Annotated in this window: 19 protein-coding genes; 3 read left to right on the top strand and 16 right to left on the bottom strand. The window is 38.4% G+C overall.

Annotation, left to right across the window (positions count from 1 at the left end; genetic code table 11):
* Nucleotides 1-10: 10 nt before the first annotated feature.
* The 5 genes from FAZ19_RS19165 to FAZ19_RS23970 form a co-directional block, all read right to left on the bottom strand.
* Nucleotides 11-544, bottom strand: coding sequence for a hypothetical protein (locus FAZ19_RS19165; RefSeq protein ID WP_136822379.1), 534 nt, complete (start codon nucleotides 542-544; stop codon nucleotides 11-13).
* Between the two features lie 108 nt (nucleotides 545-652).
* Nucleotides 653-1096, bottom strand: coding sequence for a hypothetical protein (locus FAZ19_RS19160; RefSeq protein WP_136822378.1), 444 nt, complete (start codon nucleotides 1094-1096; stop codon nucleotides 653-655).
* A gap of 91 nt (nucleotides 1097-1187) precedes the next feature.
* Nucleotides 1188-1898, bottom strand: coding sequence for a DUF4328 domain-containing protein (locus FAZ19_RS19155; protein WP_136822377.1), 711 nt, complete (start codon nucleotides 1896-1898; stop codon nucleotides 1188-1190).
* A gap of 11 nt (nucleotides 1899-1909) precedes the next feature.
* Nucleotides 1910-2626 carry a DUF2071 domain-containing protein gene (locus FAZ19_RS19150; protein ID WP_136822376.1) on the bottom strand — a complete coding sequence of 239 codons (717 nt, stop codon included), beginning with the start codon at nucleotides 2624-2626 and terminating at the stop codon, nucleotides 1910-1912.
* A gap of 557 nt (nucleotides 2627-3183) precedes the next feature.
* The gene (locus FAZ19_RS23970) at nucleotides 3184-3360 is read right to left on the bottom strand and encodes a hypothetical protein (RefSeq protein ID WP_169305706.1); all 177 of its coding nucleotides are present in this window, start codon (nucleotides 3358-3360) and stop codon (nucleotides 3184-3186) included.
* A gap of 18 nt (nucleotides 3361-3378) precedes the next feature.
* Here FAZ19_RS23970 and FAZ19_RS19145 point away from each other — a divergent pair, with 18 nt between their 5' ends.
* Nucleotides 3379-3981, top strand: coding sequence for a porin family protein (locus FAZ19_RS19145; protein WP_136822375.1), 603 nt, complete (start codon nucleotides 3379-3381; stop codon nucleotides 3979-3981).
* 306 nt (nucleotides 3982-4287) lie between these two features.
* On the opposite strand, the gene pdxR is transcribed toward FAZ19_RS19145, so the two are convergent.
* On the bottom strand, nucleotides 4288-5760 hold the full coding sequence (pdxR, locus tag FAZ19_RS19140) for a MocR-like pyridoxine biosynthesis transcription factor PdxR (RefSeq protein ID WP_136822374.1): 1473 nt from the start codon (nucleotides 5758-5760) through the stop codon (nucleotides 4288-4290).
* A gap of 70 nt (nucleotides 5761-5830) precedes the next feature.
* Between pdxR and FAZ19_RS19135 the strand changes: the two genes are divergently transcribed.
* Both FAZ19_RS19135 and FAZ19_RS19130 read left to right on the top strand, forming a co-directional pair.
* Nucleotides 5831-6448 (top strand): FMN-binding negative transcriptional regulator, encoded by a 618-nt coding sequence (locus tag FAZ19_RS19135; RefSeq protein ID WP_136822373.1) that lies wholly within the window; start codon nucleotides 5831-5833, stop codon nucleotides 6446-6448.
* Between the two features lie 4 nt (nucleotides 6449-6452).
* Nucleotides 6453-6905: a GNAT family N-acetyltransferase gene (locus tag FAZ19_RS19130; RefSeq protein WP_136822372.1), complete on the top strand. Its 453-nt coding sequence runs from the start codon at nucleotides 6453-6455 to the stop codon at nucleotides 6903-6905.
* A gap of 96 nt (nucleotides 6906-7001) precedes the next feature.
* Here the strand turns inward: FAZ19_RS19130 and FAZ19_RS19125 are convergent, their stop codons facing one another.
* The 10 genes from FAZ19_RS19125 to FAZ19_RS19085 form a co-directional block, all read right to left on the bottom strand.
* Nucleotides 7002-7664: a tetratricopeptide repeat protein gene (locus tag FAZ19_RS19125; protein WP_136822371.1), complete on the bottom strand. Its 663-nt coding sequence runs from the start codon at nucleotides 7662-7664 to the stop codon at nucleotides 7002-7004.
* 305 nt (nucleotides 7665-7969) lie between these two features.
* Entirely contained in the window at nucleotides 7970-9184 is a 1215-nt protein-coding gene (locus tag FAZ19_RS19120; protein WP_136822370.1) for an MFS transporter, read from the bottom strand.
* 175 nt (nucleotides 9185-9359) lie between these two features.
* Complete coding sequence (locus FAZ19_RS19115; protein ID WP_136822369.1) at nucleotides 9360-9815, bottom strand: hypothetical protein; 456 nt, start codon at nucleotides 9813-9815, stop codon at nucleotides 9360-9362.
* Nucleotides 9802-10083 (bottom strand): hypothetical protein, encoded by a 282-nt coding sequence (locus FAZ19_RS19110; protein ID WP_136822368.1) that lies wholly within the window; start codon nucleotides 10081-10083, stop codon nucleotides 9802-9804. The genes FAZ19_RS19115 and FAZ19_RS19110 overlap by 14 nt, the downstream gene beginning before the upstream one ends.
* A 181-nt stretch (nucleotides 10084-10264) precedes the next feature.
* Nucleotides 10265-10666 carry an SMI1/KNR4 family protein gene (locus FAZ19_RS19105; RefSeq protein WP_136822367.1) on the bottom strand — a complete coding sequence of 134 codons (402 nt, stop codon included), beginning with the start codon at nucleotides 10664-10666 and terminating at the stop codon, nucleotides 10265-10267.
* Between the two features lie 2 nt (nucleotides 10667-10668).
* Nucleotides 10669-11028, bottom strand: a complete 360-nt coding sequence (locus tag FAZ19_RS19100; protein ID WP_211245539.1) for a DUF2185 domain-containing protein — start codon at nucleotides 11026-11028, stop codon at nucleotides 10669-10671.
* A 75-nt stretch (nucleotides 11029-11103) separates the two neighbouring features.
* Nucleotides 11104-11493, bottom strand: coding sequence for a hypothetical protein (locus FAZ19_RS19095; RefSeq protein WP_136822366.1), 390 nt, complete (start codon nucleotides 11491-11493; stop codon nucleotides 11104-11106).
* A 76-nt stretch (nucleotides 11494-11569) separates the two neighbouring features.
* The gene (locus FAZ19_RS19090; RefSeq protein ID WP_136822365.1) at nucleotides 11570-12007 is read right to left on the bottom strand and encodes a hypothetical protein; all 438 of its coding nucleotides are present in this window, start codon (nucleotides 12005-12007) and stop codon (nucleotides 11570-11572) included.
* A gap of 95 nt (nucleotides 12008-12102) precedes the next feature.
* Nucleotides 12103-12234 carry a hypothetical protein gene (locus tag FAZ19_RS24375; protein WP_262709354.1) on the bottom strand — a complete coding sequence of 44 codons (132 nt, stop codon included), beginning with the start codon at nucleotides 12232-12234 and terminating at the stop codon, nucleotides 12103-12105.
* A complete protein-coding gene (locus FAZ19_RS19085; protein WP_136822364.1) occupies nucleotides 12231-12626 on the bottom strand; it encodes a hypothetical protein in 396 nt (131 codons plus the stop codon). The genes FAZ19_RS24375 and FAZ19_RS19085 overlap by 4 nt, the downstream gene beginning before the upstream one ends.
* Between the last annotated feature and the right edge of the window lie 161 nt (nucleotides 12627-12787).

Below are 12787 nucleotides of genomic sequence, written 5' to 3'. Positions count from 1 at the left end.
ACAACAGGTCTCATTCCAATTTTTTCCAATTTCCTTTTTTGAAATACATATTCTTGAATTTTTTCGAGTTAAAAACTAAGAAAAAATTCCATGCATTTCTGTATGTTGTCGGATCAGTCGCTAAAATATGATGACCACGCTGTTCCATATTTATAATTAATCGATGCGATTCGTATGGCTTTACTGTCTGAATAGTTCCTTTTAAGGTGTTGATTATTTTATCTTTATCTGTTACATAAAAATAAATCGAATCATTGTTTCGTATTTCAAACCGAAAACTATTATACTGCCAATCAGCCTGTCGCCCTTTGAAATAATCGCGATCAATCACGTATGTACCGTAGTAATCATTTTTAGACAAAACCTTCTGCGCAAATAACCATTGAATTGTTACTGATAGCAATCCCATGGCGGCTACTCCGATCCAGATCAAGCCAAGGGCCTTACCAAAGATGGATCTTTTTGATATTAGCCAGATTACTAATAGAATACCCGATAAGGGCAGGAGAATAAAAAGGAAAAATAAGTTAAATCCAAATCCCATTTTCTTATCTTTTCGTTATCAGTTGTTTCGTCATTTGAGCCGTACCCGCTGTTGTTGCCAGAAGTAGGACCTCACATTTGGAATGTGTCAAGCCAATACTTACTTTTTTTATTTCCATGTAAGATAGGTAAGCACCTCAAAGATCCCCACGACTAATGATATCAGCAAAAAGATACCAAGGAGGCCACATCCGATTTCCGCGGCGCGGTGTTTCCACGTTTCTTTAGTTGCTGCGCGAGCCTGTTTTGAATTTATTTCTAGAGGCTCTACATAACGTATTACGACCTCAGAACTTTTATCTATCCATTTGTCCTCATCTGTCATTAACTTTACCGTTTGGTATTCTTTGTTTACTGTCTGGACTTTTAGATCCCGAGCGGCACATAAAAGTTGATAAGCAACCAGTCGTAGACCTTCTTCGTTGGCTCGGATATAATATTTCTCCTCGCTACGACCATCGTCGTCATCGAAAAATATAGCGAAACGCCCATCCTCAGCAGCCTCTTCAAAAGGCTGGCCATCCAGTATGACATCGAGTTTTGCCTGATCCATATTATTAGTTTTTCTCTTTGACTCGGTTAATAAATCAGAATTATAACTTGTAAGTTACATAAAAAATGATTTCATCGGGAATATCCCACTTTTAGGTCATCGCCGATTCTATTTTCAGATCCTCACTTTGTATCTCGTACAGCAACGGTTCTACCGTCGCATAATCCCTTATTACCTTTATCGCCAGTAGTGCGAGAGGTATGCCGATTAAACTGGATGCCATGTCAAGCCATGTGCTTAACAACAGGTCGTCCACCGTGTTTGTATTTCTTGCTAGACGTAAAGCTATTTGACCAAGGATGCTGTTGATGACCCAGAGCGTCCACCAAGCGATAACGGTTGATGTCGATAGTTTTACACTGCTTTCTATGCTGTTTTCGGTTAAAAGTTGTTTCGTTTTTTGATACAATTCTTTCGTGATCTGGTAAGGCTTAAAAAGGTTGATAATCGGCAAGAACCAACTTATCGCTACATCATTGCTGGAATAAGATACATAAGAGTCCATTTGACTCAGATTGTAGTAAGCCCGTCTAAACCATTTAATGAAAGTAACTGCCGAAACCACGAAGCATATCAGATATACTCCACCTATGATTTGTTGTCTGAGGTCATTCGCTTCAGCAGCTTCTTCAGATATTTCGGGCGCATACAGCAATCCGTATTGGAGGTATGCTGAAATAAAAGAAAAGATGTCGAGTATTAGGATGACCCATATCAATGTAATTGCATTTTTTGCTCTCCGGGCATTAGGTCGTAATGAATTGTGCATTTCGTTCACATCTTTAGTTGTTAGGTCATTCATATATGCGGTATTTATGGGAGCTTAATTTGTTTCATCGACTTCCATTGATGTTCAATGTTTTCCATCAGTAAGGCATTATCAAATTGTACAGTTCCTGTCGGAAAAACATCCCTGTCATCGAAGAAGCTGGACTTTACCGTTTCAACTTCCAGCGGAGAAACTTTCCATTTATAGGTGTCCAGTTCTAGTCCATCAAAAGCTCTTCCATTGGGAGAATAGCTGATAGATCCAGCCTTGAAGAATTCGGATGCGTCTTTCAGCGTTTCAAAAATGGAATTTTCGTTTAGGCGTTCGTTATGCTTAGCGTCAATATGTATATACGTATTATCCGAACTGGTAAAGTCTACATGATAATGGCCGTCCTGTTCGTTTACATTGAATTTTGCAAAGAAATGCTTCCCCGGGAATGATCTACCTCCGACCAGTGCATTTAGTTTTGATGAAGTATCTCTCCTGGGGATAAATACACCCTCTTTTATCTCACCGTTTTCATCCCATTCCACAGCAATCCGATGAGCCCCATTTTCAGAATTTACACCCATGAAATTTGGCAAACCCTTTGGTCTGATATTTTTAAGCCTAATCAGGCAAATTCCGACTACAGCCTTACCGCGATATATTTTTGGACGGAAGGGTGGCGGTAGGATACGTTGAACATATTCCGGCTCCGCAACGAAGTTTATGAGTAATCTTCTCTCGATGATTCCTTGAATAGTAGGGATTCTCATGAAGGTTTAGTTAACAATTTTTCTGCATTAATTTAATAAAATACGGCTATTTATGGCATACTAAGATAATGATTAATTCTAATAATAAGCTACGCTGCTATTTTAATTTTCATGTTATTTTCATCATAGATTTTCTCCACATACTGGGATCATTTAGATTTTTATGGACGAGCTTCTGTGTTTTCCAAGAATATAGATTATCAGCTCGGTATTTCGAAATATCTCAGCTTTAACAGGAACTTTATGAGAGGCTTGAGTATTGGGCTGTTTTACGAAAGATTCAGGCACGGTAACGAGGTGGGAATCGATTTAAAATTTTCTGTTATGTAGGGCCTGGGTTTATTTTTTCTACATTCTTCTGTTTTTCTTATTTGTCCTTTCCAAGGGATCCGCCACTTCGTTCCGATAACTGATTCAGTTGGAATAAAAAGGAGTAGCCGATCAAACGAAGACATAATTGGAAACTACTAGTTCTTCCGGAAATTGCAAACCAATCTTTCAAATCCGCTTTTATATTATCTATCAACTGTATTCTGCCAATTAATTTTTCGGCATGGTTACCACGCGCCAGCTATTTGCATATATCGGCGAGGAGGTGCGCCCAGACCCATAGACTTTTTTAATGCCGTCATAAAAAAGTCTCCTATTTTTAGTTCCATTACCAATTTCAATCCTTCTAAAAATGAAGGCGATGTATATAATTTTTCAGCGTATTTGCCTACATTTGGTTCCATTATACAATTATTAATGCTATGAAAAAAACCTGTTTAGCTGTAGCGGCACTACTATGTAGTGCAGGACTATATGCACAAAGTTCTTTCGGAATTAAGGGGGGACTAAATTTAGCCAGCGAGTATGCTAGAATGGACAATCAGTCTTCAACAACGAAAATTTTGCCAAGCTTTCATGTCGGTGCGTATTATGATGCACGTGTTTCTTCTGGCTTTTCGATTCAGCCGGGCGTCCTGCTGCAGGGTAAAGGTGGAAGGTTTGAGGACGGCGGTGAAACTTTGTCGGACAAGTTTCTTTATCTGGAGGTGCCTATTAATTTTTTAGGACGTGTTAGTGCTGGAAGTGGAGAAGTGTTTTTTGGAGGCGGACCTTACCTGGCATACGGCCTCTCAGCGAAGGTAACTTCCGGTCGCAGCTCGATTCATATGGAATGGGGCAGTCAACCTAATCAACTCAACCGTTTCGACGCAGGACTAGGATTTTTAGCAGGTTACCGATTTTTCAACGGATTGGTCTTAAGTTTAAATAGTACTGCCGGATTTATAAATATGTCAAATTTGGATGCAACTTTCCAGAATCGGGTTAGTTCGATTAGTATTGGGTACGAGTTTGGAACTCGCTAGTTGTTTTTTACTAAGAATTCCCGGTTTTTGCCGGGGATTTTTTTTGGCATATGTTTTACCCCGTTGTACATTAATAACATGCTTTATTGTCGGATTCATTCATTCATACATAATGAGGATGATGTGGTTGCCACCAGCTAGATATTAACGGAAATGTCCGATTTTAAAAGCATTGTTACTGATCCGGCGGACCGGGCGGGCATTGAGAACAGAGTAAAAGCGGAACATACAGGATAGCCTCATGGTGGTTTATACCCTGTGGGAAACAAACTTTTGATAAAATGAAACAGCAATTAAACGACAGTATTACATAACGGATTTCAGCATGCGTAGGCTAGCGGCTATCTCCTCTTCGGTGCAAGACGCAAAGCCCAGGCGTATTGCATTCTGTGCGTAGCCGGGATAACGGTGAGCACGACCATCGGAGATATAGAGCCCTTTGACGAAGGCCTTAGCCGCTATTTCGTCAACTGGAAATGCGGCATCAAACTGTGTCCAGACGGCAAGGCCACCTTGAGGTTTATTATACTGCACAAGACCTGAAAATTCACTGTCCAGCATCTCGCAAAGAAAATCTCTTCTCTTGCGGTAGATGGTTAATGCCTTGCGGTGAAAGCGCTGCATAGTCCCGTCTTCGATAAGATCAGCAAATGCGTGGTCGATAACCGGATTGCCTTGCCGGTCAACAATAGAACGCAATTTCGCCAGTTCGTAGATAACTTTATCCGACGCTACGACATAGCCATTTCGGAAAGCTGGGGAGAGCGACTTGCTGAATGAACCGCAATAAATGACATGTCCATGCCTGTCTGCACTGGCAAGGGGTAGGATAGGACGCAGGGCAAAATGAAAGTCGAAATCATAATCGTCTTCCACGATCCAGAAACCATAACGATGGGCTAGTTCCAGCAACCTAAGCCTGCGGTCGAGGGAAAGAGTAACTGTAGTGGGATAATGGTGGTGTGGTGTGAGATAAAGCATCTTGATGGGGCAGTTTTGCAGCAGCTGTTCAAATTCTTCAACGATAATACCCTGCTCATCGACAGAAATCCCGCGCACATTGGCGCCGGCGTGTCTAAAATTTTGCTCAGCACGTCCCCAAGTGGGGATACCCAGTGCGACTACGTCATTCGGACGTAGCAATGTCTGGGCAATCAGGTGCAGGGCCATCACCGTACCACTCACTGATAGGATCTGCTCTTCGCTGGTAGGCAGCGCACGCGTCTCATGCAGATATTTCGAAAGGGTTTCCCTGTAATAAGCTGAACCTTGAGGAGGTGTATAGCGGCCAAATTTTTCATAGAGTCCCGAGCGGTTGAGCTGATTGTGGCAGCAGCGTTGGAATTCCTTTAAAGGAGTAATACGTGGGTCAGGAAATCCGTCATCGAGATGCAATCCATGGTGTTCGGTCACATGGGGTACGCTAATATACTTATGTATAGGAACATCTGTACCCGTGACAGCAGATGACTCCTGCCCGCCAGACCAGTCTATTCCTTGCCCGGTAGTGGTATCTGCCGATACAAAAGTGCCGCTGCCGACCTTGGCATCCAGCCAGCCCTGCAGTGACAGCTCATCATAGGCTTTCCCCACGGTGAGCCGGTTGATATTTAATTGTGCGGCAAGCAACCGTGTGCTGGGCAATTTTTGTCTGTGGCTAAGCTGGCCATCCTTGATCAGCTGCATGATCTTCTCGGAAAGCTGTAGAAAGATGGGGCGGCCTGATGCGGTGTCAGGGTGCCAGCCTTCGAATAAACCGAAAATAATTGGACTATCCATTTTAATAAAATTGGATTATAAAGGTAGGCTATTTATACCTTACTTTTATCCAATAATAACATAAATAAGAATGTACGTACCAACAAGATTTAAGATGCAGGATCGGGAAAAGATGCTGACATTTATGAGGAATAACAGCTTTGCCTTATTGATAAGCACCTACAATAACCGCCCGTATGCAACCCATCTGCCTTTTGTAGTGGAAGAGAAAAACGAGCGTCTGGCTTTGGTATCCCACATGGCGTTGGGCAACGAACAGGTGCCGACACTTCAGCATGCAGCGTGTTTGGTCATCTTTTCAGGACCGCATGGTTATGTGTCGCCAAAGCATTACGACAAGCTGGATAATGTGCCAACCTGGGACTACGTAGCGGTACATGCCTATGGTGAGATAGAGATACTGGAGCAGGAAGAACAGAAGCGGGAAACATTGGAGAAGATGATCAACTATTATGAGAATTCCTATAGCGAACAGTGGACACGCATTAGCGAGGAGACTAAACACCGTATGCAGCAGGGAATAGTAGCTTTCAAACTATGTGTAGACGAATTGCAGGCGCAGGAGAAAGTAAGCCAGAACCGGACTACGGAAGAATTGAAACGCATAAGCGCAGCATTTGAGCAGAGCCCCCTGCAACAGGAAAGAGAGTTGACGAAGTATATGGAACCTTATATAAAAAAGAAATAGGACAATGGATGTTATAGAAATAGGTTTAGAAAATCAGGAACTAGTAAATAAGCTCTTTGACGCATACCGTATGTTTTATGGGCAGGAATCCGATGTGAAGACAGGTGCAACATTCATCACAGAACGCTTGGTACGGCAGGAGACCGTTATTTTTGTGGCTATGATCGGAGAAGAGCCTGTAGGTTTTGTCCAACTGTACCCCAAATTCTCTTCTGCACGCCTACAGAAAGACTGGATACTAAATGACCTATATGTTTTAAAAAGATTTCGCAGGCAGGGTGTGGGAGAGGCATTGATCAATTCGTCCCTTACCTTTGCCAGGGAGGCGGGCGCATCCTTCATGCAGCTATCCACCGCTTTTGATAACCATACTGCACGGCGTCTTTATGAACGCTTGGGATTTCAGCCCAAGGGTGAGGTGACCGGTTTTTTTATTTATCAAATGAGGGTGTCATAATGTAACGGAGATTTTGTTTATTTAAATTTATTATTGCACCTTTTTGCATTATTCCACAACCATATTTTTATGCCGGGTTATGGTCATAGTTGCCGTCTATTTTTGTTTCAGCAATTCCCTAACTTCTGTAGGAACAGCTTTTGGATCAATTTTATCAGTAAGGTTTAAGTATTTGTTCGCACTATCTTTTTGCAAAAAGTAAGAATACGCAGCTGTCAATTGTGCCAAAATCCTTGGATTATCTTCGTCTAAAGTATTGGCTTTTCTTAAGCTTTCAATAGCTTTATCAAGAATGTTTTGTTCTTTAGTCGCTTCAAATAAATGACCATAACTCGTTGCTAGAGATTCATAAACTCTTGAATTGTCTGGATTAAGTTTTAATGACTGCTCGAAAAAATGGATTGATGCTTCCAGTTCATTTTTTTTCCCTAGTAAATTACCGAAGCCCCAATAGACGTCCGCATTTAAACTATCTAAAAGCCAAGCTTGATTGAATCTTTTCATAGATGTTTCCAGGTCGTTTTTATAAAAATAGTCCCATCCTAAATCAACATAAGATAGCGCAGCGGTTTTCCTGTCTGCGAAATTTTTGTCTGCATGCGCAAGGAAATCGTTGTCACTCTTTACTTGTTGTGCACACTTTGGCAATTTACCGTACATAGGAAGAAGGTTAATACCTTCCTTACAGTCTTGAGTTGATGAACATCCTGTAAAGAGAATGTAAGTAAAAATCAGTCTTAGGAATTTATTTATAAACATAATGAGTCAGTATTATTAAAATGGCAGGTTATTTATCTGTTTTGAGTGTATATATCTTGAACATTATTTTGTTTTAGGTCGACTATTTCAATCATTAATTATTTCGTTATCTATTTTCTTAAAAATTGCTACTAACGGGTCACGTATTGGCGATACTGACGGATTAGAACGACGAAACTTTCAATTTTACACTAACTTGGGCAACAGCTTTTTATTATTTACTAAATTATGAAAAGAGGAAATATAAAAAGCTGTTGTGGATAAAGAGCACAAACTTTCATTTAATCCCTTAACACGCCATTTAGTCAAGCCGATGTTGTAGGTAGTTTTTTATTCCACCATATAAAACTAATTAGTCCGATTCCAATAATAGCCATTCCGATTATTCCTATTTTTAATCCTAATATTGGATTGTCATATATTTTATCATTAAACAAACCAAAAGAAAATGAAATTAAAGCTGTCGGCAAGTATGTCAAGCCAATTAAAATCGCTAAATATTTTGGATTTGAATACTTTGTCAAAATCGAATATATAACTGGTGCTATGTGAACTTCGGCAATTCCAAAAAATAGTAGCGATATAAAAAATATCATTAAATGCTGTTCGGTTGGTATTTCTGGGATTAATAGTAATATTCCAATTGCTATTGCTCCAAAAATAAACCCAAGCATAATTTTGAAGAAATGATTTGAATAAAATTTATTCCATAAAACAATTGCAATGATACTAATCGGGAGGAAGAAAATAGAGTTACCTACTTGCCAAAAATAATCTGGAAAAACTGAACTAGATAGTTCTTTAAATTGTAATTGTAAATCAGAATTTCGGATATACGACATATCATTAAAGCCCCAAAATAAACCAACTAAAGTGAATGCCATTACAATAATTAAAATTCTTTTGTTTAATCCGCTTCTATTGTTTTCTGTTTTTTCAAAGTTTCTTTCCTTAGAAAGAACGATAGGAATTAATGAAATTAACATTAATACTCCAGCCAGTATAAAACCAAAATTGAAGCCATATTTGTCACCTAAATATCCAATTAACAAAACACCGAAAAATGAACCTAAGTTTGTTGCAAGATGAAAAATTGTGAATCCTGAATCTAACAATTTTGTTTTGTTAAAATATAATTTACCAAAGTTTGAGATTAAGTTTGGTGTATAAAAACCACATCCCAAAGCGATTAGGAACAACCCTAAATAAAGTCCTGTTGTAAGTGGTATACATATACAAAAAGTTCCTATTGCTTGTAATATTGCACCAAGAATTACTGACCTTCTATTACCAATTACTAAGTCTCCTAAAACTGCTCCTAAAATTTGAGAAAACACTAATGATGCTGTAAACACACCATAAATGTTTAAGGCTTCGCTTCTTTCCATTTTCAGGGTTTCTCCTACCATATAAAGAACTATCAATGTTTTGAAACCATAATAGGATGCTCTTTCGAACATTCTTGTTAATGCAAAGTATAAAGTTTCTTTGGTGTGATACTGATTTTGAATTATTTCCATTCGGTTTCTTGGTTTGAAAAATTACCTACAACGTTTCGCGGCTTGGCGATGTGGCGGATTGTTAGCACAAAAGTTCAATAGAATTCCTAATGTTGAAACTTGCCCAAATGTTTCATAGAAGCACGTTAGCCGCCATATTGCCAAACCCTTATTCGCAGTAGTGTTTTTTCTCTCATTAGTTGTCATTTTTGAACTTGTCTTTTAGTTCTTTGAGTTGTTCAAATTTACAGTCTTCAAGTTTTATGGTAAAGTCGTCTTTCCAATCGCTTGCTTCTGCTTTATTTTGAATCGTTAGTAGTAGATCTCTTCCGTCTAAAATTATTCTCTTTTTATTTTTCTCAATAGTCCACGAACCAAAATATTTGTCCGAATAGTTGCTTACCGTTAGATTTTGGTCTGCAAGAAAATATTTAAATGTATCATAAGTGAATTTATTGAGCGAATTACCCAGTTGTTTTTCTATGTCAAACGCATACGATATACAGGTTTCAATAGCTCTATCTAAATTGTCGTCTGTTGTTCCTGATTGCCGTCCAAATCTGTCTGTAAGTTCAACTTTATACACATTGTTTGAAACCTCGTCAAACCGTAAGGTCCATTTGTCTACTAATTCTGCATTATTCCTGACCATTTTTAGTAAATTTTCGTTTTCCTGTAATGTCGTAAGTTTTCAAATGTTCTCCGTAGTGGTCATAGATTGAACATTCAAATTCGGGTTTACTCTTTATAAAGTTTAGAACAAAATTTTCTGCATCATAAAAATTCTCAAACAATTGATAAGTATCTCCTGCGCTATCGCCTTTTCGGAATAGTGTTAAGTCCTTTTTAAAAACGTGACCTGTGGCATATTCAGCGATGAGGATTGAACATTTACCTTTTTCTAATTTCGGTGCATTCATTATTATTTTGTGTTACGTGCTGTCGTTTAAAATGACCGCCAAATATGAACTTTGTCTCTCAATGATTTCATGGGTAATTATAGCGTACTGACTCCGAATTAAAGATACAAAAGTTCATTCTCTCTGCTATCCTGATGGCGGGCAACAGAGATGATCAGGATACAAATGCGGTAAAGTGTTTTCATTTGTCGATAAGGTCTTCAATAGCGTCAGCTATTTTTTCTATTTCTCCCGTCTCGTGAAACCATATATAGATTTCATTACCCAGTTGTTTGTTATTTTCTTTTGCCGGTAATAGTATCAAAAAGTCTCCAGAACCATTTGAAGCAATTGCAATTCCGTTAGTCGGAAAATTGTCCCATTGTTTAGCTTGATTAGTTTCTAAAACAATGTGATTAGAAGTCCTGCTAATTCTTTTTTTATCTGACTTGTCAAAAAATGGAAAAAGCTGCCAGTCATCGTCATCTGTCATTAATTCTCCACCGTTTTCTTCGGTCATTTTAGTCTTGAAGTTGTGAGGAAATATAAGTCCAAGTTCTTTTTCGGTTTCGATGATATATTTTGTATTTACGGGAAATGGCATTGTTATTCTGTTATTATTTGAAATTCGTCACTATTTTCTATTCTTTCAAGTTCAGTTCCATATGGTAAGCTTAGATATGGAATTATTGCGCTATCGCAATTAGCGATTGTGTTCACGTTATAAATCATCATATTTTTTGAGTCGTCCACATATTTTTGGTCTTCTGTTACCGCGAAAAACCGCCAACCGCTGTCTATGTCTCCGTATGGTTCTTCACGATACATATAACCAACTTTCCTTCCTTCAACGGTTATTTTGTCCGTCGCAATACAACTTCCTATTGGTGGAACTAAGTCAATGAATTCGTCAGCCTTTATTTTAAAGATTTTTTCTATCAATGTTATTTCGATGTTGCTTGCCAATAATTGCTGTTAATGTCAAAGTGTAAGCCTCTATTTTTAAGATCAGATTTACGCTTCTCATCATAAATTTACAGTTTAATTCCAACTGAAAAAAATAGTATTTGGTTGTTTCTTCTTTTCCATATCATCTGTCCAATGATAACCGGATTCATCTTTATATAATACTAGTTTATCTTCTCTGATTTCATTTATCATTTTCGCTAATCGATCTAAAGTTTCAGGCAAGTATTCCTTGTCATCGCAACCTAAATGGGTGTGAATGTCAGTTTTTCCGTCAGGATCTTCTAAACCGATTGTTATTTCTGAATTGTAAGTGGCTAGCCAGATAGAAAATGTATCCGCTTGATTTCTCAGACCACAATCAAATGAGCCATCGGCTTTAAAATCTAAAGACGAGAGAAATTCAGGGAAATTCTCTGAAAGAAATTCTTTTATTATTTCTGAAAAATAAATTTGTTCCATCATAGTTGCCCGGTCGTAGTTCTTTATTTTGCTGTCTTTCGTCTAAAGCTGCGAGTAATTCGCGTCAGCTCTCATTCATCTAATGTATCCAGTTTCCAATTTTGTCACCCCTTATTTTTTTCCAGTCCCAATATGTTTCGTAAAATTTGTCGTGCAGCCAGTCGTCAACTGACTCCGAGTTTTCGTTAGGTTCTTCGTCTATCAGTTTTAACCCCGTCCAGTCGTCGTCGCTGTTTTTGGGAAACCCAGTACCGTCAAACAAGTTAAACATGTTGAAAATGATGCCTGCTGAATTATCAGCAATAACTTTTCTTAAACCATTTTTTAAGTGTTCGTTATTACCCAGTTTTTTGAGTTCTTCAATCTCTAATTCTGTCAAACCACAATTTGGCGGGTACGTTAAAAAGCTGAAATCTTTCTTGTCAAGAATATTGGTGACCAAGGTATCTGCAAATTCTTCTATGTCTTGATGCGTGTCGAGTAATAAAATTTTTGCATTATTATTTGAAAGCTCCATTATGTTACAATTTTTTCGATTGAGGGTTTGTCAATACCCAAAAGTTCTAATATCTTCTTCGCTTTGTCTTTGTCAGCGATTCGTGTTTTGTCAAACTAGTCCATAAGTCCGCAAACGAAAAGCCGTTCATTAACCGTCATTCCGGCCAATCCCTCAATTTTACTAATTATTTTTATTATTTCTTGTTCTGTCATTGCTGTGACTTCTGGAATTTTATCTATTGTCATTGCTTCTCTTTGAATTGGTCTTGGTATGCTTTCAGGTGATGAGGAAATTCTTCTTCATAAAAGGGATAGGAAACTCCCGAAATCGTCACTTGAAAAATGTCGTTATCCATTCCTTCAATACTTGTTGCTTGTCCTTTAATCTCTATACCCGTTAAGTTAACGATTTTCAATGTTGGAATGTCGGATGTTGCTATAAGTTTATCATCTGGGTAGTCACTAATAATTTCGATCCCGTTTGTCACACAATATGATTTGAGAAACTCATATCCCGATGAAATATCATACAGTTCCATATCGCCAAAAACAACACCCATTGCAGCGTCTGCTTTTTCGAGTTCGGTCGTTCCTATTAATTTGTCGTCAAGAAATATGTTGTATCTTTTAGTTATCATTGGTAGTGTTTAGTAAAGAGGATGAAAATATGTGTAGCAATTCCGTTTTGTTCATAAGAGTTTAATTCGTTCGGTTTGTCAAATATGCTCTATCCGATTGCTTAATATGTCGATAATTTGCCAATAAAAATAGGCACGGAACAAAGACCACGCGCCAGCGA

The sequence above is a fragment of the Sphingobacterium alkalisoli genome (assembly GCF_005049105.1).
In the GTDB taxonomy this organism is placed as follows: Bacteria; Bacteroidota; Bacteroidia; order Sphingobacteriales; family Sphingobacteriaceae; genus Sphingobacterium; species Sphingobacterium alkalisoli.
This window is presented reverse-complemented; position numbering and strand designations above follow the sequence as displayed.